General features: G+C 56.9%; 17 protein-coding genes. 11 read left to right on the forward strand and 6 right to left on the reverse strand.

Going from position 1 to position 24,562, the window contains the following annotated elements:
* Positions 1 to 39: 39 nt before the first annotated feature.
* Positions 40 to 477, reverse strand: coding sequence for a hypothetical protein (locus CAUR_RS03200; RefSeq protein ID WP_012256511.1), 438 nt, complete (start codon positions 475 to 477; stop codon positions 40 to 42).
* A gap of 329 nt (positions 478 to 806) precedes the next feature.
* On the opposite strand from CAUR_RS03200, the gene guaB reads away from it, so the two are divergent.
* Both guaB and CAUR_RS03210 read left to right on the forward strand, forming a co-directional pair.
* Positions 807 to 2,288 carry an IMP dehydrogenase gene (gene guaB, locus CAUR_RS03205; RefSeq protein WP_012256512.1) on the forward strand — a complete coding sequence of 494 codons (1,482 nt, stop codon included), beginning with the start codon at positions 807 to 809 and terminating at the stop codon, positions 2,286 to 2,288.
* Between the two features lie 576 nt (positions 2,289 to 2,864).
* The gene (locus tag CAUR_RS03210) at positions 2,865 to 4,037 is read left to right on the forward strand and encodes a diphosphomevalonate decarboxylase (protein WP_012256513.1); all 1,173 of its coding nucleotides are present in this window, start codon (positions 2,865 to 2,867) and stop codon (positions 4,035 to 4,037) included.
* A 1,823-nt stretch (positions 4,038 to 5,860) separates the two neighbouring features.
* On the opposite strand, the gene CAUR_RS03225 is transcribed toward CAUR_RS03210, so the two are convergent.
* Together CAUR_RS03225 and ychF are read right to left on the reverse strand one after the other, a co-directional pair.
* Positions 5,861 to 7,249 carry a glycerate kinase type-2 family protein gene (locus tag CAUR_RS03225; protein ID WP_242605043.1) on the reverse strand — a complete coding sequence of 463 codons (1,389 nt, stop codon included), beginning with the start codon at positions 7,247 to 7,249 and terminating at the stop codon, positions 5,861 to 5,863.
* Complete coding sequence (gene ychF, locus CAUR_RS03230; RefSeq protein ID WP_012256516.1) at positions 7,215 to 8,297, reverse strand: redox-regulated ATPase YchF; 1,083 nt, start codon at positions 8,295 to 8,297, stop codon at positions 7,215 to 7,217. Before ychF ends, CAUR_RS03225 begins: the two co-directional genes overlap by 35 nt.
* A 630-nt stretch (positions 8,298 to 8,927) precedes the next feature.
* Here ychF and CAUR_RS03235 point away from each other — a divergent pair.
* The 7 genes from CAUR_RS03235 (at position 8,928) to CAUR_RS03265 (ending at position 17,003) form a co-directional block, all read left to right on the forward strand.
* On the forward strand, positions 8,928 to 9,587 hold the full coding sequence (locus CAUR_RS03235; protein WP_012256517.1) for a cytochrome c3 family protein: 660 nt from the start codon (positions 8,928 to 8,930) through the stop codon (positions 9,585 to 9,587).
* A 72-nt stretch (positions 9,588 to 9,659) separates the two neighbouring features.
* Positions 9,660 to 12,749, forward strand: coding sequence for a TAT-variant-translocated molybdopterin oxidoreductase (locus CAUR_RS03240; RefSeq protein WP_012256518.1), 3,090 nt, complete (start codon positions 9,660 to 9,662; stop codon positions 12,747 to 12,749).
* 2 nt (positions 12,750 to 12,751) lie between these two features.
* Complete coding sequence (nrfD, locus tag CAUR_RS03245; protein ID WP_012256519.1) at positions 12,752 to 14,212, forward strand: NrfD/PsrC family molybdoenzyme membrane anchor subunit; 1,461 nt, start codon at positions 12,752 to 12,754, stop codon at positions 14,210 to 14,212.
* A 13-nt stretch (positions 14,213 to 14,225) separates the two neighbouring features.
* Positions 14,226 to 14,765, forward strand: a complete 540-nt coding sequence (locus CAUR_RS03250; protein ID WP_012256520.1) for a DUF3341 domain-containing protein — start codon at positions 14,226 to 14,228, stop codon at positions 14,763 to 14,765.
* Between the two features lie 9 nt (positions 14,766 to 14,774).
* The gene (locus CAUR_RS03255; RefSeq protein WP_012256521.1) at positions 14,775 to 15,392 is read left to right on the forward strand and encodes a c-type cytochrome; all 618 of its coding nucleotides are present in this window, start codon (positions 14,775 to 14,777) and stop codon (positions 15,390 to 15,392) included.
* 18 nt (positions 15,393 to 15,410) lie between these two features.
* Positions 15,411 to 16,646, forward strand: a complete 1,236-nt coding sequence (locus tag CAUR_RS03260) for a hypothetical protein (RefSeq protein WP_012256522.1) — start codon at positions 15,411 to 15,413, stop codon at positions 16,644 to 16,646.
* Between the two features lie 18 nt (positions 16,647 to 16,664).
* A complete protein-coding gene (locus CAUR_RS03265; protein ID WP_012256523.1) occupies positions 16,665 to 17,003 on the forward strand; it encodes a hypothetical protein in 339 nt (112 codons plus the stop codon).
* A 1,810-nt stretch (positions 17,004 to 18,813) separates the two neighbouring features.
* On the opposite strand, the gene CAUR_RS03270 is transcribed toward CAUR_RS03265, so the two are convergent.
* Complete coding sequence (locus tag CAUR_RS03270; RefSeq protein ID WP_012256524.1) at positions 18,814 to 19,275, reverse strand: GIY-YIG nuclease family protein; 462 nt, start codon at positions 19,273 to 19,275, stop codon at positions 18,814 to 18,816.
* 1,211 nt (positions 19,276 to 20,486) lie between these two features.
* On the opposite strand from CAUR_RS03270, the gene purD reads away from it, so the two are divergent.
* Together purD and purN are read left to right on the forward strand one after the other, a co-directional pair.
* Positions 20,487 to 21,731, forward strand: a complete 1,245-nt coding sequence (purD, locus tag CAUR_RS03275) for a phosphoribosylamine--glycine ligase (RefSeq protein ID WP_012256525.1) — start codon at positions 20,487 to 20,489, stop codon at positions 21,729 to 21,731.
* Between the two features lie 3 nt (positions 21,732 to 21,734).
* Complete coding sequence (gene purN / locus CAUR_RS03280) at positions 21,735 to 22,358, forward strand: phosphoribosylglycinamide formyltransferase (protein WP_012256526.1); 624 nt, start codon at positions 21,735 to 21,737, stop codon at positions 22,356 to 22,358.
* A gap of 26 nt (positions 22,359 to 22,384) precedes the next feature.
* On the opposite strand, the gene CAUR_RS03285 is transcribed toward purN, so the two are convergent.
* Together CAUR_RS03285 and CAUR_RS03290 are read right to left on the reverse strand one after the other, a co-directional pair.
* A complete protein-coding gene (locus CAUR_RS03285; protein ID WP_012256527.1) occupies positions 22,385 to 24,058 on the reverse strand; it encodes an ABC1 kinase family protein in 1,674 nt (557 codons plus the stop codon).
* A gap of 98 nt (positions 24,059 to 24,156) precedes the next feature.
* Positions 24,157 to 24,552 carry a diacylglycerol kinase family protein gene (locus tag CAUR_RS03290; RefSeq protein ID WP_012256528.1) on the reverse strand — a complete coding sequence of 132 codons (396 nt, stop codon included), beginning with the start codon at positions 24,550 to 24,552 and terminating at the stop codon, positions 24,157 to 24,159.
* Positions 24,553 to 24,562: the final 10 nt, after the last annotated feature.

Below are 24,562 nucleotides of genomic sequence, written 5' to 3' on the forward strand. Positions count from 1 at the left end.
TGACAAAGGTAGCAACTCAGGTTGAAATAAGTTCTCTACCTAGACCAGATGACTGTAATCGGCGTGCGGTTCAGCAGCGGGCGGATTGAACTTCGCGGTTAGCACCTCTTCTACCACCGACGCCGCTATCGGCAACAGCGGCACCAGACTCAAGTTATACCGTTCGCCGGCATCACCCTGCAAACGCAACACCCGCTGCCCGAAAAAGATGAGCGCCGGTAGTAACGCCGGAAAGACTGCCAGCACAATCCCACGCGGCAACCAGCGCTCGCGTGGTAATTTGCCGATGAGGGCCTGGCCGAGCGTGACCAGCGCCATTGTATTAAAGAGGAGACGGGTATGCTCGGCAATGCTCTCATTCCGCAGGCTCAGGTAGGGGATTTTTGGCCAGAACTGCTTTGAATTACCATGCAAAATTATCATCACAATCACATTCGCGGCCACAAAACCCAAACTACGGAGAATTCGCTTCATCATAGACGCCACTCCTCTCCACATTGCTGCACTGTGTTATTGTTATCATAGCATTTTGGCGTAACGGCGAGAATACCTTTCACGACCTGACAATGCCAGGTTATGGGATTTATACTGTAGATTGTCGTGACATAGCGCTATCAGGCATCCCGGTGGCTCAGGATAGATTGCCACCGGGTCAGCACCGGTTTGACGAGGCAGTCAGCTCGGAGTATAGTACAGGCGAAACGGTATCCACCAATGCGCACGGTACCGTCTCAATGCGGTAGTCTTCGATCCCCCTGCGCCGACCGCGGGGGATTTTTGTACATCATTATGATGTGGAGGTCACTATGGGCATTGCCTGGGAAGAAAAATTTACCCGCGAAGGATTGACGTTCGACGATGTGTTGCTCATTCCGGCAGAATCTGATGTCTTACCAGCCACAGTCGATGTCTCAACCTGGCTCACCCGCAACATTCGCCTCAATATCCCCATCGTCAGCGCAGCGATGGACACCGTTACCGAGCACCGGCTGGCAATTGCTTTGGCCCGTGAGGGAGGGATCGGGATCATTCACAAAAATATGCCCATTGCCAGTCAGGCCGAAATGGTACGCAAGGTGAAACGCTCAGAGAGCGGTATGATCACCGATCCAATCACCCTTCCGCCCGACCGCACAGTGGGCGATGCACTCGATCTGATGGCCGAATACAAGATTTCCGGCGTTCCGGTCACAACTGCCGATGGCGATCTGGTCGGGATCATCACCAATCGCGATTTGCGGTTCGAGACCGATCGTAACCGCCCGATTCGCGATCTGATGACATCGCGGAATCTGGTGACGGTGCCCGAAGGCACAACGCTCGAAGAGGCGAAGGAGGTCTTACACCGCCACCGGATCGAGAAGGTACTGGTTGTGGACGAACGCGGTAAGCTGAGTGGCATGATTACCGTCAAAGACATCATGAAGCGGATCGAGTATCCGCACGCCTGCAAAGATGACATGGGACGGCTGCGCGTTGGCGCAGCCGTCGGCGTTAGTGGCGATTACATCGAGCGGGCGACCGAACTGGTGCGCGCCGGGGTTGATGTGCTGGTCATCGATACCGCTCACGGCCATTCGCGTGGCGTATTGAATGCCGTGGTCAAATTACGCGAATTGTTCCCACGGGTTCAGATCATTGGCGGCAATGTCTCAACTGCTGCCGCAACCATTGCCCTGATCGAGCGTGGGGTCGATGGGGTCAAAGTCGGACAGGGACCAGGCTCCATCTGCACGACCCGAGTCGTCACCGGTGCCGGCATGCCGCAGATCACGGCAATTTTCGATTGCGCACGCGCCGCCGAACCCTACGGCATCCCAATCATTGCCGATGGCGGTATCAAATATTCTGGTGATATTCCAAAGGCAATTGCTGCCGGTGCCCACAGCGTGATGATCGGCTCGATCTTCGCCGGCACCGAAGAGAGTCCCGGCGAACTCATCCTGTACGAGGGGCGCAGTTACAAGAGCTACCGTGGAATGGGGAGCATCGGCGCTATGCAGCGCGGTGGTGGTGATCGCTACTTCCAGACCAATGTGACCGAGGCGCGCAAACTGGTTGCCGAGGGCATCGAAGGCATGGTGCCGTTCAAAGGGCCACTGAGCGATACCGTCTACCAACTGGTAGGTGGTTTGCGCGCCGGGATGGGCTATGTCGGAGCAGCCAACATCGAAGCCCTGCGCCGCGATGCCCGCTTCATTCGGATCACCACTGCCGGACAGATCGAAAGCCATCCGCACGATGTAGTGATTACCAAGCAGGCCCCGAATTATGGCGGTCGTCAGTAAGCGGTGTCTACGCAACCAGGTGCGCTGTTTGACCACAGCGCACCCGTTCTGGCGAGGCTGACCAGAAAACCGTTCCGCGTCGTGATGCACGTATCGCGTGGTTTGGCGTGCGGAAGCCATACTTCCGCAGCTACCACGCTCAATCGCCGGCGCACAGTGCACCGGTCATTCTGCCGGTCACAGGCACAACGGGCGTGATCATCACGATCATCTGACTGCTTTGTTACCATAAGCCAGGTTGCTACCTTTGTCATCACAGAGGCACGGAGGACACAGAGGATGGGCATAACCCGAGTTGTTACCGTGAAGCGGACGTGACGTAGGGCGTCTACGGAACTGGCTGCTACCCACATCGTTCATACAGGTACGTCGCCCGATGTTGCGCACAGCGTTATGCTGTTCATCCTGGCAGTCAGCCCTCACGTGGCCTGCTCACAGTATAGGTGGCAACCTGGGTTACCATAAGCCAGCGGTTGCAAGCGTAAACCTGATGCAGACCGCCGGAATCACAACCTTCATCGGGTAAACATAGTTGGAAGCAGATTCTCATCTCAACACGGGAAAGCACCAGAAACTATGAACCAGTCTACCATTCCACATTATGTAAGCGATCTCGTGGTACCAATGCGTACCGCCCACGAACAGATTCTGGCTGAATTACAACAGCACAACCTGCTACCACCCCCTCCACCGCCGTTACCTCCTGCCCGTGCGCAAGGGATGGCAGCGGCCCGTGCCTACCCGATGCAAGGGGTACTGAAGTATCACGGCCTGAGCGATTGGACACAACGGATTGCCTTTCTGCCCTCGATCTCGCTAAACAATGCTGCGGCGCATACGACCACCCTGGTTGAGTTTGATCCAGCACTACCGGCCGACACTGCCATAATCGGCGGTATTCCCGCCCAGGGCCGCGAACTTGAGCGCGTGGTTACTGTGCTCGATGCAGTACGTTCACTGGCCGGCATAAGCAGTCGTGCCCGGGTCATCTCGCGCAATGTACTGCGCACAAAGGTGGCCGGCAAAGGACTGGGCACCAGTGCTTCGGCAGCAGCGGCCCTGGCCTGTGCGGCCATCAGCGCCCTCTTCGGCCCGGAACTGGCCGGCCACACCCGCTTTCTCTCCACCCTTGCCCGCCTGCTGGCCGGTTCGGGGTGTCGCAGTACTGCCGGCGGCCTGGCACTCTGGCTCAGCTACCCCGGCATCTCCCCCACTGAAAGTTATGCCGTGCGGCTCGACCAGCACAACGAACTCGCCGATGTTGCCCTCATCACCGTGCCAATCGACTCGCGGATCGGCCTGAAAACCGAACAGGCTCATCACGATGCGCCAAACAGCATCTTTTTTCGCTCCTGGATGCTGGCCCGCGGCGACGAAGTGCGCGAGTGTATCAGTGCCGTGCGTCGGGGCGACTGGCAGACCATCGGACAACTGGCCGAACTCGACAGCATGCGCCTGCACGGCGTCACCATGTCTGGTTCGCGTGAGCAGCGAATCATCGGCTGGGAACCGGAAAACATCACCCTCTTTCGGCTTTGCAACGACCTGCGTGCCCGTGGCGTGCCGGTCTACGCCAGCACCGACACCGGGCCGACGGTCGTATTCATCACCCACCGCGATCACGCACCGACCGTCGTCGCCGCGATCCACGACCTTGGCCTGAACCTGGAAACCGTAGTCGCCCCCATCGGAGGACCTGCCCACGTGATTCCGGTTGAAGAAGCATTGTCAGAACTTGAAGGGGTGTAGCGGGTAGGTTGTAGAGAGTAGAACTAATTTCATACCACTCGCTGAATTGGTTGCCTTTCCCGCTCGTCATGCGTGTGTCGCGGCGTTTGGAGTGCGGCAGCCATGCTCACGATTCGGCACGTGGCCCGCCGTTGACCGTGCTGGTCGCGGGGATGCTGGGTGTGATTGTTATGAGCATGGAGGCGGTCAGGAATCAATGAAATAACTTCTCGTAAATGTTTTTTGAAACAGGCTCTTATACCGGTTAACATTTGATCTGATTGTTTCAGATGAAGCACGCACGTTTCCATTGCCAAGGGGTATACCGGGCACAGGTATGGAGTAACGGGAATGGCGACGCCGATGCGTTATGGAGACGCCTGGTCGGAGCACACGACCGTGTGCCTCGAACGTTGGTATGGACAGAGGGTATGCACGTGCGTCGGTGATGGAAAGTGTAAGAAGGGAAATCAGAGTTTGCATTGAGACTCTGATAAGGAAGACATTGCGTTAGCTTATATTTTCTGGCCGTCTCCGAAGGGACGAGGACAGGCAGACAGATCGGACCGGACGAACTACTGATATTGAACGTCTTGTGGCTGGAGCGCAGCATAACCGCCGAACAGGCAGCCCAAATGGCCCACTACAGACTCACTCTTCCACCAGAACTTATGGTAGAGTTTTTAACAAGTTCGTGTAGTCGTCCATCGATTCGGATAATTATCAATATCCCAGAATCCCGCACTCTCGCCGCACTGCGTGATGCACTTTTACCAAAACTCATTCGGGGCGAATACGGGTGAAGGATGCGGAGGCGATCATTGAGAGGATGGTATGATGTCTGACACTCCAATCCCTCGACCGGCTAGCTAAGCACAACAAGCAACTACTAAACTACACTTTACCAAAAGCGAGGCTGAAATGAGCTATACCCCCACCTACCACCGCCGATCAATTCGCCTGAAGGGGTACGATTATGCGCAGCCTGGAGCCTATTTTGTGACCATCTGCACGCAGAACCGTGAATGCCTGTTCGGGGAGGTGGTAGATGGAGCAATGCGGTTGAATGCCTTGGGAGAAATAGTGCAACGCACGTGGTGTGACCTGCCCAATCACGTGGATGGAGTGGTGTTGGATGCGTTGGTGGTGATGCCAAACCACGTCCACGGGATCATTATGATTGTAGGGGCGGGTTCTAAACCCGCCCCGCCGGAATCCGCCTCGACGGAACCCGTGCCAACGACACCCGCCCCGCCGGAATTCGCCCCTTCCAGCACGTCTGCTAAACGTCAGGGATTGCCGGAAATCGTTCGTCAATTCAAAACGTTTTCCGCCCGTCGGATCGCTGCACTGCGATGCACAGGCATGTGTGTGGGTGTCCCCCATGGAAGCACGAACATACGACTCATTGGGGTATTGCAAACCTGAACCAGCGTGCGAAAGCGGGATCCATCCTGCATCGGAGACTCCTGCCCCGGCGGGGACGGGTAAGGGTGAGGGCGCGTGTCGTATAACACTATTGAACGCAGCACCAACATTACACGCTCGTCAACCATTACCCTGGCGCTGACCCTGCACGCAACTGCCCGTAAACCAGTTTGAGCGTCTATGCTGGTCCACTGGCGGATTGCTAATGACACGCCTGACAGTGGCTCTATCATGGGTCTGACAACCTGAATAATGTACAGTGTCAGTCAAGATTTGATGTTACACTAGATATGATACTCCCCCAAACTGACGCCCCCCATATCGAAAGCGGGAAACGCTCTCGCGTGTGACGAGGCCGCAGGGGTGGATGGCGGGCATGCTATAGCGCAGAAGGCTGAAACCGCTGGATGAAGCTGTCATCCGACCACAATAAACACCAGATCGTTGACGTTGGTGCCGGTTGGGCCGGGGCGCAGGAGATCGTCGAGGGCGGCGAAGAAGGGGTAGGCGTCGTTGCGCCGCAGGTGAGTGAGTGGATCGTGGCCTATCGCTCTGGCACGAGCGACGGTTGTGCCGGTGGCAACTGCGCCGGCAGCATCGGTTGGTCCGTCGCCGCCATCGGTTGCCAGGGCAATGACGGCGGCCTGGTCGAGGCCGTCGAGGGCGATGGCGGCACTCAACGCCAGCTCCTGGTTCCGTCCGCCCAATCCGGTTCCACGCAGGGTTACGGTTGTTTCGCCGCCGGCAATCACGCAGGCCGGCGTTGCCAGTGGATGGCCGGATGTGGCAATTTCGCGGGCAATGCCGGCCAGCACGTGCCCCACCTCGCGAGCTTCTCCCTCCAGGTAGGTGGTCAGGAGCATTGCGTTGAAGCCGGCGTCGCGGGCGGCAATAAGTGCGGCCTGGGCGGCCTGAGCGTTGCTCCCGATGAGAATGTTCTGCACCGTCGTGAGCAAGGGATCGCCCGGTTTCAATGTCTCTGGATGGTCGCCACGGGAACCTGCCATCAGATACGTCAGGATAGCCGGTGGACACCGTTCCATTAATTCGTACTGTTCGAGAAACGCCAGGGCGTCGGCAAAGGTGGTTGGATCGGCGACGGTTGGCCCGGAGGCGATGACCTGAAGTGGGCTACCGACAACGTCGGAGAGGATGAGGGTAATGAGTGTTGCCGGTGCCGCCATGCGCGCCAGTCCGCCACCTTTGATCTGATCGAGATGCTTGCGCAGGGTGTTGATAGCGCCAATCGGTGCGCCACAGGCCAGTAGTTCGGCAGTGAGGATCTGAATGTCGGCCAGGGTGACCCCCGGTACCGGCAGGTTGAGCAGTGCTGAACCACCACCGGAAATCAGGGCCAGGACCAGGTCGTGTGCGGTGACCCCGGCGAGCAAGGTCGCGAGTTGCTGACCGGCCAGTACACTCCGTTCGTCTGGGGTCGGGTGGGCGGCGCGTAGCAGGGTGATACCCGGCAGGTCAGGCAGTGGGGCACCGTCATCTTTCACGACGACCAGGCCGCCGTGCAGGCGATCTCCCAGTACCTGAACCGCAGCCTGTGCCATTGCTGCACCGGCTTTGCCCGCACCGACCAGCCAGATACGCTGAAACGCCCGCAGATCGTAGCGGCGCTCGCCGACCATCAGCCAGTCGCCGTCGCGCTGCAGAGCGGTGAGCGTGGCCTGGAACGGATCAGCCGCGGCCAGGGCAGCAGCCATGATCCGCGTAACCGCAGGTCCCCACCAGGCCGCCCGCAGCGACGCCGTCAACAATCGCTCAGACATTGAAGAGGAAGTGGCAAATGTCTCCATCTTGCACAATGTACTGCTTGCCTTCCATCCGTACCAGCCCTGCTTTTTTCGCCTCGTGCATGCTGCCGGCGTTGATCAGATCGTGGTAGGCAACAATCTCAGCCCGGATGAAGCCACGTTGAATATCGGAATGGATCGTTCCTGCTGCTTCGACTGCTGGCGTACCTTTCGGGATCGGCCATGCCCGCACCTCGTCGGGGCCGGCGGTGAGAAAACTGATCAGTCCGAGCAGGCGATAGCTGGCTGCAATCACCCGATCACGGGCCGGAGCGGTGATGCCCAGGTCGTCCATGAAGACCTGCGCTTCGGCATCGTCGAGCTGCGCCAGCTCGGCTTCGATCTTGCCGCACAGCGGTTCAACCGCACTCTGGCGATGCGGATATGTAATCTGCGGTGGATTGGCTATGTCGGCTTCACCGATGTTCGGGGCAATCAGCATTGGTTTCGCGGTGAGAAACTGGTAGCCGCGAATCAGCCGCGCCTCGTCCTCGGTCAATTCGAGCGCCCGGATTGGCGTTTCGGCTTCGAGTGCCTCGCGTAAACGCTGCAACAGATCGCGTTCGGCAGTGCGCAGCTCTTTCTCTTTGGCCGGCAATTTGGGAATCTCGGCGTTCAATCGGTTCAGACGCCGTTCGATGATGCCGAGATCGGAAAAAGCCAGTTCCAGATCGACTGCGGCAATGTCGCGTTGCGGATCGACCGAACCATTTGGATGGGGTACTGCCGGATCGTCAAATGCGCGCACCACGTGCAGCAGGGCATCGGCAGAGGCGATGTAGTTGAGCAAGACGGGTGGCAGGCCACCTCCAGCCCGGCCACTTCCACTCAAGCCGCCAATATCAACGTATTGCACATCGGCATAGGTAATCTTGCGCGGCTTGAACATCTGCGCCAGAACTTCCAGCCGCGGATCGGGAACTTTAACGGTTGCCAGGTTTGGCTCTAATTGACCCGATGAATACGCGGCTGTCTCGGCGTGGCCGCGTGTCAGGGCATTGAAGACGGTTGTTTTGCCACTATTTGGTAGGCCAATAATCGCTATTTTCATCGCATGTCCTCGTGCGAATGTCGTGTATTGGTGAACACTATACCATAACTGGATGGGGAGCAGGCAGTGAGGGAGGAGGGAGGAGATAGGAGATAGGAAATAGGAGATAGGGGGAGGAGATAGGAAATAGGAAATAGGGGGAGGAGATAGGAAATAGGAAATAGGGGGAGGAGATAGGAAATAGAAGGTAGGAGGGAGGAGATGGGAGGGAGGTATTGGGAAGTAGAAAGAGGGGGCTGGATTGGAACGTGAGGCAACGGTGGGAGATGGAGAGAGGTTCTTATTGGTGTTCCACTTGAACCGCCATGTCACATATTCCTCGCGACATTTGTCACGAAATTGCACGCTGCTTGCACAAAAAATTGTGATATGATTAGAGAAGAGAGGTGCAACAACACCACGATGTCTGGGTCTGGCCAGGCACGTATCAAGGGTTATAAGAGCGAGAGGTTATGCAAAATATGCAAAAACCTGTCACCTAAACCACGTTGTACGATTCGCGTTTTCAGCATTCTGTAAGGAAATGAAAAATAATCCGGCGTCCAGGTATTTGACGCAAAAGCAAAACGGTTCTATAATAGCTGAACAGGTGACACCGTGCAGTTCACTTCCTGGATAGGGTAATGCAGCATGGCACAGATTTTTCCCCGCAATGCCAACCTTCTGTCGCGTTTGAGCATCTTCGCCCTCGTTCTGCTCGTCGTTGAAGGGATTCTTATTCTCGGCGTTTACTTTCGGTCAAATTATTTCCGACAGGTAAACGTGGCCATTGAGCAGCCGGTGGCATTCAGTCATCAACTGCATGTGAATGTCGTCGGGATTGACTGTCGGTATTGCCATACCTCAGTTGATCAGTCGTACTTTGCCAACATTCCGGCCACCGAAACCTGTATGACCTGCCACTCCCAGATCAAGACCTACAGCCCGCTCCTGGAAAAGGTGCGCGAGAGCTATGCCACCGGTAAGCCGATTGAATGGGTGAAGGTGTACGACCTGCCGAATTTTGTCTACTTCAACCATTCGATCCACGTCAACAAGGGTATTGGTTGCTCGACCTGCCACGGTCAGGTGAACAATATGCCGGTGGTCTGGCAGCAACAGGCCCTGTATATGGGGTGGTGTCTGAATTGCCACCGCAATCCAGAGCTGTACGTGCGACCGCGCGAAGAGGTGTACAACATGGATTATGTACCACCATCCAACCAGTTGGAGATCGGTCGCCAGCTTGTAGCGGAATACGGCATCATGCCACCTGATCAGTTGACCAATTGTTACGTATGTCACCGCTGATTCGCCAGGTTGATCGACCGGTGTAATCTACGTGCCCGCTGGAATCGCTATCAACGGTATTGGTAGAAGATTATGACACAGCAACAACCCGATCTCGAAGCTATTCGTGCCCAATTGCGGGATGCTCGCGGCCCACAGTTCTGGCGTTCGCTTGATCAATTGGCCGATGCGCCAGCCTTTCGTGAGCTGATCGAGCGTGAATTTCCGCGTGGTGCAAGCGAGCTGGAGGATGGAATCAGCCGGCGTACCTTTTTGAAGCTGATGGGAGCTTCCCTCGCTTTGGCCGGTGTCACTGCCTGTACGTATCAACCACGCCAGTACATTGCGCCGTTTGATCGCCAGCCAGAGGGACGAGTACCCGGCATACCACAATATTTTGCTTCGACGCTGACCCTTGGCGGGTATGGTACCGGTGTTCTGGTGCGCTCGAATGAAGGGCGGCCAACGAAAGTAGAAGGCAACCCACGCCACCCGGCCAGTCTCGGCGGTACCGATCTCTTCGCGCAGGCCGAGATTCTTACCATGTATGACCCTGACCGCTCGACGACAGTGTTGCGGCAAGGTGTGCCGTCTACATGGGCTGAGTTTACTACCACGCTCGGCAATGCTCTGACTGCGGCCAGGGCCACCCAGGGAGCGGGGGTACGCCTGCTCACTACGACTATCACTTCACCATCGTTAGCGGCCCAGATTGAGCAGTTTTTGCAAGCCTACCCCCAGGCCCGCTGGTATCAGTATGAGCCGATCAACCGCGACAATGTGGTTGCCGGTGCCCGGCTGGCGTTCGGTCGTGATGTTACGACGCGCTACGATCTGTCGGCAGCTCAGGTTGTGGTAAGTCTGGATGCCGATTTTCTGGCCCCTGGCCCTGGTTTTGTCGCCTATGCCCGCGCCTTTGCCGAGAGGCGAAAGGTGCGTAAAGATAGTACGACGATGAACCGGCTGTACGTGGTTGAGGCCAGCCCTTCAACCACCGGCACGGCTGCCGATCACCGGTTGCCACTACGTGCCGATGCCATTGCTGCCTTTACCGGTGCCCTGGCGAACGAGCTGGGTGTCGGTGGCGCACCGGCTACATTGTCGCCAAAGGCTGAAGAGTTTCTGCGTGCGATTGCCCGCGATCTGGAAGAGCATCGTGGTCAGTCGGTGGTGATTGCCGGCGACCAACAGCCGCCTATCGTCCACGCACTGGCGCACTTGATCAATGCTGAATTGGGAAATGTGGGCCAGACAGTGTTCTACCACGAACCGGTTGAAGCCCGACCAACCAATCAGACGGAAGAGCTGGTGGCACTGGTCAGCGAGATGGCTGCCGGTCGGGTTGAAACCCTGATCATGATTGGCGGGAATCCGGTCTACAACGCGCCCGGTGATCTCCGCTTCGCCGACCGCATGGCGAGCGTACCGCTAACTATTCATCTGAGCCAGTTTGTTGACGAGACTTCGGCACGTGCCACCTGGCACATTCCGCAAGCGCACCCGCTGGAGAGCTGGGGCGATGCTCGTGCCTTCGACGGTACGGCCAGTATTGTGCAACCGCTGATTGAACCCCTCTACGGTGGAAAAACCGCTAACGAACTGCTGGCGGCAATGCTCGGCCAGCCAGAAGCAGAGAGTTATGATCTGGTACGTTCATTCTGGCTGGAACAAATTGGCGAAACCGGCTGGCAGGTGGCACTGGCAAACGGCGTCATTGCCGAGACGGTTGCCCCCGTTATCGAACCAACGTTAAATGAGGGAGCAATCCGGGCGACACCGATTCCTCAGCCCGGTGATGGCGTCGAAATCGTATTCCGGCCAGACCCATCACTTTTCGATGGCTTTTATGCAAATAATGGTTGGCTGCAAGAGCTACCACGTCCACTCACCAAACTGGTTTGGGACAATGCGGCTTTGATGAGTCCGCGCACAGCCATCAAATTGCTTGGTCTGCCGTTCAATGCTGACCGCCTGATTGGGACTGAAGCCGATGATCGTGAGCGGCAGCAATATCTTGAGCAGCTCTCGAAAGTCAACGGCACGATAGCCCGCATTGAGTATCGCGGTGGGATCATCGAGATACCGATCTGGCTCCTACCCGGTCACGCCGAAGACTCGATCACACTCAATCTCGGCTATGGTCGCACCCATGCCGGACGGGTGGGCAACAACGTCGGTATCGATGTCTACCCAATCCGTACCAGTGATAGCCCGTGGTTTGGCGCTGGTGCTCGCGTAACCAACACCGGTCGCACCTATCTGCTGGTCAGCACGCAAGATCACTGGACACTCGAAGGACGCGATATTTATCGGGTTGGTGAATTTAAGAAATTCAAGGAAGACCCGAAGTACATTGCCAAAGAGGTCTATCAAGAGGAATACGGACGAGAAACGCCGAACTATCAATCGCTTCAACCCGGCGATGACTATACCGGTCGCAACGCCTGGGGAATGACCATCAACCTGAACGCCTGTATCGGCTGTAACGCCTGTGTCGTAGCCTGCCAGGCTGAAAACAACATCGCCGTCGTTGGCAAAGATCAGGTCTCGCGTGGCCGTGAAATGCACTGGATACGCATTGATCGATACTTTGCAGGTGAGGATCTTGATAACCCCTCGATCTACATGATGCCTGTCAACTGTATGCAGTGCGAAAAAGCGCCATGTGAGGTTGTCTGTCCGGTTGCGGCTACCGTTCACGACTACGAAGGTCTTAACAACATGGTGTATAATCGCTGTGTCGGTACAAAGTATTGCTCGAACAACTGCCCGTACAAGGTACGGCGGTTTAACTTCTTGCAATACAGCGATACCACGACCGAGACCTTCAAGCTCGCGTTCAACCCAGATGTGACGGTGCGCATCCGAGGTGTGATGGAGAAGTGCACGTACTGCGTCCAGCGCATTAGCGGAGCACGTATTGCAGCCAAACGAGCGGCAGTGCAAGCCGGTCAGTCATCGTATGTCATTAGCGACGGCGCCATTCAGACCGCCTGCGAGCAGGCGTGTCCAACCGGTGCCATTGTGTTTGGTGACATTAATGACAGCAACAGCCGGGTCGCAAAATGGAAAGCAGAAGGGCACAACTACGGCCTGTTGGGCTTCCTGAACACCGTCCCGCGCACGACATATCTGGCCCGTGTCCGCAATCCGTCTGAGGAACTAGAAAAGGTGGAAGGCTAGCGATGGCACAGGCGCAACCACTCCGCACCCGGCCACAAGACGATGGCGAAGCCTATCTGTTGCCGGGAGAAACCTACACATCGATCTCTGCGAAGATCGGTGATGTACCCCTTACGCCGCCGCTGAAGACACCAAAGGGCTGGCTAGCCGGCTTCAGCGTGGCATTCTTCATGTTGATGATCTTCTTTGTGTCGGTGACGTGGCTGTTCATCCGCGGCGTCGGTATCTGGGGTATCAATATCCCGGTCGGCTGGGGCATGGACATCATCAACTTCGTGTGGTGGATCGGTATCGGTCACGCCGGTACGCTCATCTCGGCAATCTTGTTGCTGCTCAACCAGGGCTGGCGCAACTCGATCAACCGCTTTGCCGAGGCAATGACGCTGTTCGCAGTGGCCTGTGCCGGTCTCTACCCGATTCTGCACCTTGGGCGGCCATGGCTCTTCTACTGGCTGATCCCGTACCCCAACACCCACGGCATGTGGCCACAGTTCCGCAGCGCGTTGGCCTGGGACGTGTTCGCAATTTCGACCTACGCAACTGTGTCGCTGGTGTTCTGGCTGGTAGGTCTGATCCCCGACTTCGCTACGCTGCGTGATCGAGCGAAGAATATTTGGGTGAAGCGACTGTACGGCATTGCTGCCCTTGGCTGGCGCGGATCGGCTCGTCACTGGCACCGCTACGAGATGGCTTCGATCTTGCTGGCAGGTCTCTCAACGCCGCTGGTGGTGTCGGTACACTCAATCATTTCGCTCGACTTCGCCATTTCGCAGGTGCCCGGCTGGCAGGTTACCGTCTTCCCACCCTACTTCGTGGCCGGTGCCGTGTTCGCCGGTTTCGCGATGGTACTCCTGCTCATGATCCCGGTACGCACCTTCTACGGCTTTGAGAACTACATTACCCTGCACCATCTTGATGTGATGGCGAAGGTTATGCTCACGACCGGGATGATTGTCGTGTACGGGTACTTCATGGAGGTCTTTGCCTCGCTCTACAGCGGTAATGAGTTCGAGGAATACCTCTTGTACAACCGTCTGTTTGGACCAAGCTCGTGGGCGTACTGGGGGTTGCTCTTCTGTAACGCAGTGGCGATTCAGCCGCTCTGGTTCAAGAAGGTGCGGCAGAATATACCGGCCTTGCTGATTATCTCCTTGATTGTTAGCGTCGGTATGTGGCTTGAGCGTTACGTGATTATCGTGATTTCGCTCGAACGCGACTTCTTGCCGTCGTCATGGGATATTTATATTCCCACGATTTGGGACTGGTCGCTCTACATTGGCACCTTCGGCCTCTTCTTCACGCTGCTCTTCCTCTTCATCCGTGTCTTGCCGATGATTAACATCTTTGAGATGCGGTTGTTCCTCTATCAGGAAACGGAGAAGGCAAAGCAGCGGGCAGGGCATGGCGCGCACGGCCACGGGCACGAGCAAAGCCCGGCGCATGGTGCAGCGACAGCAGACTAAAAGGAGTGAGGCGATGCGTAACGATGTGTACGGCGTGATGGCTGAGTTTCCCACGCCAGAGGCATTAATTGAAGCAACTCGCAAGGCTAAGGCAGCCGGCTATACGAAGATGGATGCCTTTTCACCCTTCCCAATTGAAGAGGTGATTGAGGAGATTGCCCATGGCGATACCGGTGTGCCTCGCCTGGTGCTGCTCTTTGGGCTGATTGGGGCTGCCTCTGGGTTTATTCTGCAATACATCGGAAATCTGGTTGATTATCCCCTCAATGTCGGCGGTCGCCCGCTCGATATTACCAACTGGCCGGCCATGATCCCGATCACATTTGAAAGCGGGATTCTGCTGGCTTCGTTTGCGGCAGCCATCGGCATGATTGTACTTAATGGTCTACCGTCACCGTACCATCCGGTGTTTAACGTGCCACGTTTCCAGTATGCGTCACAAGACGCCTTCTTCTTGTGTATTGAAGCAACGGATCCGCTGTTTGATCGTTCGCGCACTTCACAGTTCCTGCGCTCGCTGAACCCGATGCAGGTCTCTGAGGTGGCATACTGAGGGACACCCATGCAAAAGCCTCGCTTGACATCACGCATGATTCGCTTCGGTTGGGTCGGCCTGTTGGTGCTGCTGCTGACTGCATGTCACCAGGATATGTACGATCAGCAGAAGTACACCACCTATGAGCCGAGCAGCTTCTTCGCTGATGGCCGTTCGTCGCGCCCAAATGTTCCCGGCACGACACCGTTTGAAGTAGTAAAGACCGACGAGTTTCTCTACACCGGTCTGATCGATGGTCAGGAAGTGGATGCAATGCCCTTCCCGGTAACCAAAGATCTGCTCTTACGTGGCCAACTGAAGTACAACATCTACTGTGCAGTGTGTCATGGCGAGGCTGGCTACGGGGCAAGTATGGTTGCTGAGCGAGGCGGTATCGTGCCGGCCAACTTCCATCAACAGCGCCTGCGCGAAGCGCCTCTCAGCCATTTCTTTGTGGTGATTACAAATGGCGTGTACCGCGGTGATCCGGAGAATGGTGGGTATCAGTCGATGTACGGTTATGCATCACGGATTACCCCCGAAGATCGTTGGGCGATTGCCGCTTATATCCGGGCCTTGCAGTTGAGCCAAAATGCAACTATTGATGATGTTCCTCCCGATCAGCGTGCACAGCTTGGTAATTAGGCTGGAAGGTTAGAATCCATGGCGACGACAAGTATCTCACAGACCCGTATTCCCCAGCTCGGCCAGGTACAGATGCTTGGCCTGGCCGCTGCTGTGATTGGTATCGGCGTTCTGGCCGCCGGCTATTTTCTCAGTCCGACCTCGTTTTTCGAGTCGTACATTTATGGTTACTACGTGGCAATGACGATCCCTCTCGGCTGCCTGGGCTTTCTGATGGTGCAGCACCTGACCGGAGGCGCGTGGGGGGTGACGGTACGCCGGATGCTGGAAGCCGGTGCTGCTACGTTGCCGATTATGGGCTTGCTCTTCATTCCGATTGCCCTCGGTTATTTTGATACGTACAAGGCGCTGGGGCTAGAGCATCCGCTCTACGAGTGGGCCAACCCGGAAGTGGTAACCCCTGGTGGCGCCGAGTTCGATCCTATCATTGCCCACAAGGTCCCCTGGCTTAGCCCGTTGTGGGTGACCGCCCGAATCGCGATCTTTTTCATCATCTGGTCGGCTCTGGCTCTGACCCTGCGTGCATGGTCGCGACAGCAGGATGCCGGCGGTGATGCGAAGAAGCTGGCAACCCGGATGCGCCGTCTGAGTGGCATCGGTGTTGCGCTGTTTGTGATCACGGTGACCTTCTTCTCGTTCGATGTGGCAATGTCACTCGATCCGCACTGGTTCTCGACCATCTACGGTGCGCACTATATGGCGAATGCCGGGTTGATGACGCTGGCATTTCTGGCCTTGATGATGAGCCGCGTCCGTGATGCCGCGCTCTTCCGCGAGTATGTCTCGGTTAAACCGATCCACGACATCGGGAAATTGATATTTGCCTTCACCGTGCTGTGGACGTATATGTCCTACGGTCAGTTGGTTATTATCTGGTCGGGTGATGTGGCCGAGTTTACGCCCTGGTATGTTCACCGGACGCAGCACGGCTGGGTTTTTGTCGCGCTGGCCCTGATGCTCTTCGCCTTCGCGTTACCGTTCTTTGTCTTGCTGTTCCGCGGTACGAAGCGCAACCTGAACACACTAGCGACGATTGCGGGCTGGATTGTGGTGATGCGCTTTGTTGATATGGCCTGGATTATCCTCCCCGAATTTCGCGAACATCTGTGGGATATTGCAATTACCGACGTGGCAGCACCTATCGGGCTGATCGGCCTGGTCATTGCTCTGTTCGCTGCAAACGTCCAACAGGCACCACTGCTACCGCTGCGCGATCCAAATATGGAGCAGTTACAGAACAGCGGTCACCACTAACGTAGAGGAGTGTGAAGTATGAGCTATCGCCCGAACTATTCTGCATCACGATATACTGCCGGACGACCTGCACAGCCGGTTCGCACGGCTCGCACAATGGCAGAGCCATCACTGAGTCGCCTGATGATCGCCGGTCTGATGGTGTTCCTGGTGTTGAGTCTGGTCGTGTTGCTGGCCGGGCGTCTGCCCTTTACCCCACAACCGGCACCGGTTACCGGGAATACGTATCGAACGTATGTCAATGATGCACGCACATTACTCAATAGCTACGGCTATACGATGGAGGGTAAGGTGCATATTCCGATAGATCGGGCGATGGATTTGATTGTCGAGCGGGGACTACCGGTACGCGAGTAGTCTCGTGTCGTAGCGGCAAAGCGCGAGTCAGGAGGGGCGAACAGTGATTCGTCCCTCCTGCTGTTTCGTGGTGCAGCATAACTACTACGGACACTTCAGGAGCGAATCGAACCTGCGCACGTATAACAGAGATTGAGATTGGCTGTAGGATGAACGCCCTCATCCACGGTCCCTCTCCCGTAGCACGGTCTATCTATGCACGACCCATAAGTCACGTGGTAGGCAATAGGATGCCCATGTAACATGTGGTGGCTCCCGATGATGCGGGATGCAAGCCCACGTACCGGCATTCCCGCCACCCTGTCAGGTGATTGCCGTGGCCGCCAGTACACAGGGTGGACACCTGTCCTATGGTCAGGTATGATCCCCCCTCCGCCTCACCCAACCCGCCGATCTGGTCGTGCGGGCTGATGCCCTCCCTCACGAGGTGAAAGCCCTGCTGAGGCTGTCCATCAGTGCACCTGGCACCTGCTCCCCACCGGCAGGCTAGCCCCGGAGGGACTTCCACGAATTGAGGCAGGGTTTTAAGCCCGCCGCCTCGCGGGTCCTCACCCCTGACCCCTCTCCCACAGCGCGCTTTTCATTACCCATAACGCGATAGGTGCCATCTGCGTGTATCATCAGGGAGTATCGCAGCCTGCGCTCCCCTGGGCATCACTGCATGACACCAGCACGGTCGTGATGCCGGAGATGTCCGGTGCATCCGCCTATCACGCCAGGGCGCACCGACAGAACCTGGATGGTGCAGTGGTGGCGGACGGTGGCGTCGTGTCGGGCAGAGTAGGGCTGGACGCTTTCCCGATGGGTGCTCATACCCCGTCCTGGGCACTGCTGCCCCCTACACGGACATCATCAGGTGCCAGCCGGCGACCATTGTCGTCCTGGGGATGGCGGCAGCATGCTGCACCGGCATGGGTAGGGTCACGCAGCCGTACGCCCCTACCGGGCACGGTCAGGACATCCCCGGTGGCCCGTGACCCGTGACCCGACCGATACATCATACCGGCTACTGTGTGGCGTATGGGTAATGCATAGCACAGCGCGGTAGAGGGGAGAGCAGAGGTCTGCATTGCGGCTTTCTGATGCGGTAGATATTGTGTTGTACTCAATCTAGTAGAACAGAAGTCATGACACAACAGCCAATAAATTACCCTGATGCTGCCCTTGAACGACGCCTGGCGTAGGGGCACAGCATGTCGTGCCCCTACGACTAACAACAACCCACTTGTAACTGACTGATAGCGCACGTGATACCGCTTCGGCACAGGGATCACACCTGAACGATGCGCATTGTTGAGCAGGATTTGGGATTAGCTCATATGTCGTGTCCGTCCTTGAATTGCGCTGCCAGAGGGTAGAACCTATTTCAAAAAACGTCTCCTGGAAGTTATCCCTTTTATGCCTGACCGACTATACGATGGTAACGAGTATACCCAGCATCCCCGTGACCAGTACGGTCAACGGCATACCACGCGCCGGATCGTGAGCACGGCTGCTGCGGCAGCCATGCTGCCGCACTCCAAACCCTGCGACACGCACATGACAAACGGGCAAGATAACCAATCCAACGAGTGATGGCACTGACGATGGTCGTTAGCCCTCCTCGCTACCATACCGGCAGACTGGGAGCAGGATATACTGTCGTAAGTGATTGGCAGGAGTTCATGTGCCTGTGTGATCGTCAGGGGCACGAGAGCACAGCTTTTATGAAATAAGTTAGACTAGAAGCCGATTCCGGGTCGTCCTGATGCAGCAGAAGTTGTTTTAGTTCATATATTCTGTCCGCTCCTGAAAACAGGGAAGAGCATCATCAGCCTGTCAGTAGTAGCTCGCGTATACTGCTTTCTGCTATCGCCGTTGCCGCAAAAAAGAGATGACCACCACACCCAGTGTCAGAAGCACCAAAACCGCTGATCGGACGTATCAGTTCTGGCACTTTAGCCAATTCTTTACACCAGCGACACTCAAGCCGATCTCGTCCGGGTGCAGCCCATATTGTGCGTATCTCGGCGTGAGGACGCAAATAGTCGATGTGCCAGTGAAAGCGCTTTTCAATGGCGATATGCCGTCGTAATCGTGCGGCCAGACCGCCGGTACCAAATGCACTGCCAACGTAGTAGTAATGACCAGGGGCGAAGTCGAACCTTCCCAGGCGACCAATTGCGATCTGTGTCAGTTGATGATTGAGCCACAGGTGCAAAAGGTAGGTTCCTTCCGTGCGTAGATCAGGGGTATGTTCGACCATTGCCGGAGTTAGAATAAGGAGTTTCATAAGCAAGATTTTGCTTCCACGTGTTGCCTATCGTCAGGTCTGAGTCGGTTCACCTACATCGTGACATATCCTGGATATTTCTGCCAGTGGCTCGCTGTGATTGGTTCAAGGATGGACAGAAGGTGTCAGGGCGTGCAGGAGCGAGGTCTCAAGGTTGCTCTGAGGACCCTCACCCCCGGCCCCTCTCCCGCTACGCTCTATGCATTACTCGAAGACTGCATAGCTTGCGTGCGGGAGCAGGGGTGATGGCGGCGAGTCGGCGGGTTAAAACCCTGCCTCACTTCCTCGAAGCCCCTTCGGGGCTGGCCTGCCGGCGGGGATTGGGGCCGGGCGTGCTGCTGGGTAGCCCTGGCAGGGCGTGCCGCTGGCGGGATAGCACCGAGCAGCGGGGAGTGTGGGGCTATAGGGGACGGTATGCCAGCCCGTGGCGCAGGCGTCCAGCCTGCGCACCAGCGGCCACATCCGGCACCTGACGGCCGTGGCGGGGAGATGCATGCCACGGGAGGGCCGCACCACAGGAACGGCAGCGATGGCGTGCTGATAACGCAGCAGGACGCTGCGGAGCGCATGACCGCATGGTGTGTGTGACTCACGACGCACCGTATCCATCACGATGTGCTATGAGGTGTTATACCGGCTGCTGGGTGCCATGTAGGTAATGCATAGCAACGCGGGAGAACGGCGCATAAAGAGCTGCGCTGGCACTTCCTGCTGCGATAGACGTTGTGTTCTATCAAATCTGGTGGAATATGAAGTTATGTCATATCAGCCAACGATCATCCCGATGCTGCACCTGGACGATGCACCGCTGGACGTTAGTAGAGGCGACGCATGCGTCGCCTCTACTCGCCGGTATCACACCTGAACGATGCACTTTGTTGAGCAAATTTGGGATTAACTCACATATTCTGTCCGTCCCGGAAGTATGAGTGGAGTGCAGTCGGATCGTTCAGATCGCCAGCGACCGGGTTGAGGCATGCCATCGGCTGGGGGATCTACTCGACTAATACGAACGCCTGGCTTCCACACCCCAACCGATGATACCCCGCCATCGCTCGCGTAGAAGTGGATTAAGGCCGACGCCATTCGTCGCGCTCCAACACTCGTCGGTGATCCTGTGTCACCTGAACACCCTGTCACTCAGTCATCTTAATCATGCTATACTTGTCGCACTGGCTTGTAAGACGCCGACCATCGTGATTGATAGGACTATGAACGTATTACTCATTGGTTCCGGTGGACGAGAGCACGCCCTGGCCTGGAAAATTGCCAGCTCGCCTGGATTTACGAAACTGTTAACCATTCCCGGTAACCCTGGTACAGGGCGCTACGGACGCAATGTACCATTTCCTCTCACCGATTATCCGGCCCTGATCGATCTGGCCCAACAGGAAAAGATTGACCTCCTGGTCGTTGGCCCCGATAACCCCCTCGCGGATGGTATTGTCGATGCCTTTCAGGCTGCCGGTATTCCGGCATTCGGCCCAACCGCAGCAGCGGCCCGGATCGAGAGCAGCAAATCATTTGCAAAAGAGATTATGGCCGCTACCGGTGTGCCAACCGCCCAGAGTCATGTCTTTGCCTCGGCTGAAGAGGCAGCAGCATTTGCCCGTGAAAGCGGTAAAGCGTGGGTGGTGAAGGCTGACGGTCTGGCCCTTGGTAAGGGTGTGATCGTTGCGGAAACGGTTGACGAGACCCTGGCCGCGATTGCGAAGTTAAGTGCGATTCCCGCCGGTCACCATCTCTTGCTTGAAGAACGACTATACGGGCGCGAGGTCTCGGTACAGGCTCTCTGTGATGGCGAGCGGCTCTGGCCGTTGCCACCTGCACGTGACCACAAACGGCTAGAAGAGGGTGATCGCGGTCCCAACACCGGCGGCATGGGGGTGATTGCACCGGTTGATGAGGTTACACCGGCCTTACTGGACGAAATTGTCAATCGTTGTATGCAGCCGGTTGTCAATGAGCTGGCTGCACGGGGCACACCTTTCCGGGGTCTCCTTTACGCCGGGATCATTCTGACCGCGGATGGCCCAAAGGTGCTTGAGTTTAATGCTCGCTTTGGTGATCCAGAAGCACAGACGGTGTTGCCGCTGCTGGAAGGCGATTTTCTCGGTGCCCTGTATGCCTGTGCTACCGGCCACATGCAACCCAACCTGCTGCGCCGTCGCAAGGGATACGCGGTCTGTGTGATCTTGTGTGCTGCTGGTTATCCTGACCGTCCGCGAAAAGGTGATTTGATCCGCGGTGTGGAAGCGCTTGACGAAGATCAGGTGCTCGTGTTCCACGCCGGCACGACGCTCGGTCCAAATGGTCTGTGTACGGCCGGTGGACGGGTGCTGGGTGTAACCGGTCTCGGTTCAACCCTGCGCCAGGCGCGTGAACGGGCATACGCTGCTGCCGATCAGATTCGCTTTGAAGGCAAACATTTTCGCCGTGACATCGGCCAGGAGTAGGTTGTGCCAGGGATTGCAGTATTGTTGAGCGGCAGCGGGAGCAATTTGCAAGCGCTGCTTGATGCCCAGGCTGCCGGTGATCTGGCTGGTGAAGTGGTACTGGTCGCAAGTGACCGTGCTCAAGCTTACGGTCTGCAACGGGCATTGCAGGCCGGTGTGGCAGCGGCGTATATCCCTCTACGGGCAACGCGCGGCCCGCAGCGTCAGCAGTGGGAACAACGGCTGGCCGATATTGTCGCCTGTTTCGAGCCTGATCTGATCGTCCTCGCCGGCTTTATGCGGGTGCTTTCGGCAGCATTCCTTGAGCGGTTCCCTAACCGGGTGATTAATCAGCATCCCGCGCTCTTACCCGCGGATGGCGGCGATACCGTGACTACCACCAGTGGGTTGGTTATTCCGGCATTGCGTGGTGCGCACGTGGTAGCCGATGCACTACGGCTCGGTTTGCCCGTTACCGGTTGTACCATCCATCGCGTGACACCGCGGGTGGATGATGGCCCAATTCTGGCCCGCGCTGAGGTTCCGATCCAACCCGATGACACGGTTGAGTCGCTGCACGAACGGATAAAGGCGGTCGAGCGACGATTGATTGTTGCCACCGTTAACCGCTTACTTGCCGGAGAGTGACCGGATACTACTACCGGTCACTCACCTCATTCGCGACGTAGCAACGCCAGCGTCAACATAATTCCGCCGGTGATCACGCCACCAATCCCGATGAACAACAGTGTCCACGGCAACACGCCATACCAGTCCAAAGCACGCATTGCAATGACCAATGCTGCTACCCCTACGATAAACGCTGCAACAACCAGCGCCAGTGCCAGCCGATTGGCAGCACCGATCAACGCAGCGGCCAGTCGGCGCAATTCAAGCTCGCGGGTTTGAATGCGCAACTCGCCATCGTTGAGGTGTTGGAGAGTTTGACTGATCTGGATGGGTAGATCAAACGCCAGTTCACCCAATTCACGACCACCTGCCAGCGCCTGAGCGCCGAGGGCGGTTGGATTCATCTGCTCACGAAGGGCGCGCTGAATGTACGGGCGGGCGGCAGCGAAGACATTCAGGTTCGGATCAAGTTGCATCCCCAACCCCTCCATCATCACAATGGTCTTGAGCAACGTGGCCAGAGGGCCGGGAATGGTTAAACGGTGCCGCCGTAGGAGTGTGGTGAGGCCATCGAATGTCTCGCGGGCCGAAATCAGGCCGAGGGGCCGATCCACAAATCCCTCGACGAACCGTTCCAGATCGCGACGCAACGCCAGATTTGCCGCTCGCCGGGGTATGACTTCCAGGCGTTCGAGTGATCTGAGCAGCCCCTGACTATCGTGATTGACCAGCGCACCCATCAGCCAGAGCAAGCCCTGCATCGTGGCGTGATCAAGCGTGCCTACCTGCCCGAAATCAACTACTCCCAATACGTCACCATCGAGTACGAAGAAGTTGCCCGGATGGGGATCGCTGTGAAAGAAACCGTGGGTAAAAATCTCTTCCAGCGTAATATCAAGGCTTGCCCGCGCCAGGCGCGACATGTCAACCCCGGCAGCACGCAATCCTGCCATATCGTTTAGCTTAACCCCAACAATCCGCTCCGTGGTCAAGATACGGCTACCGGTATATTCCCAATACACCCGCGGAATATAGATATGCGGATTTGTGCAAAACATCTGGCGGAAGCGCTCGGCATTGCGCCCTTCACGGACGTAATCAAGCTCGGCGCGCAACATGGCGCTAAACTCCCACACAATCTCGCTCAGGTTGTATTGGGCGGCGAAGGCCAGACGTTCCTGTGCCAGTGTTGCCAGATCGGCCAGGATTGCCAGATCGGTCTGAATGCGCGAGGCAATATCCGGGCGTTGCACCTTGACCACCACCTGCGTTCCATCAGGCAGAACGGCAGCGTGTACCTGACCAAGCGAGGCAGCGGCAAAGGGCTGACGATCAAAGGCAATAAACAGTTGATCAAGTGGCCGATTAAAGGTTGCTTCGATCAGGGCCACCGCCTGATCGCCGGGAAACGGCGGCACCGTATCCTGCAACTTACTCAGCTCGGCAACCACATCGGCTGGAAGAAGATCGGGACGAGTGCTCAAAGCCTGGCCCAGCTTGACGAACGTCGGCCCCAGCTCGATCAGCGCCTCGCGCAGCCGGGCTGCACTACCGAGTGGTGGCGGTGCCGGTGCCCGCAAAATGACCCGGCGGGGCAACGACAACAGCCCACTCAACCCAAGCTGATCGACCAGATAGCCAAAACCGTGATGCACCAGCACCTGAGCAATTTCGCGGTAGCGTCCAAGATGACGGGCCTGGCGAACAAGTGGCCACATGAGAACACCAGCTATCTACAGGCAGAAACTCGTGCGAACAACGCAGCAGTAAGTGTAGTATACCCCGGTTTCGAGACCAAGAGGTGAGCAAACCGGCTTCACGTACTCAGAATCAGCCAGAGTGCCCAGAGGCGTGGCCCGAAGATCAGCACTCCGACCACCACCGCGGTCAGCGCACAGATCAACACACTGCCGGCTGCCACATCTTTCGCAATCCGGGCCAGCGGATGACGATCACGAGTCGCTAAATCAACGGTCGCCTCAATGGCAGTATTAAAGCCTTCAGCCGCCAGCACCAGGCCAATCGTCAGCGTCAATACCACCCATTCCCAATGCGCAATACGTAAGGTCACACCCAATGCGACTGCAATCGCGCCGATCAAAAGATGAATCTGCACGTTACGCTGGGTACGCACCAGATGACCGATCCCGGCAAAGGCATAGCGAAAGGCGGCAATGAGACGGCGGGTACTCCGATCAATCGGCGCAGCCATAGGTTTCTTC

The organism is Chloroflexus aurantiacus J-10-fl, from assembly GCF_000018865.1.
GTDB classification, from domain to species: domain Bacteria; phylum Chloroflexota; class Chloroflexia; order Chloroflexales; family Chloroflexaceae; genus Chloroflexus; species Chloroflexus aurantiacus.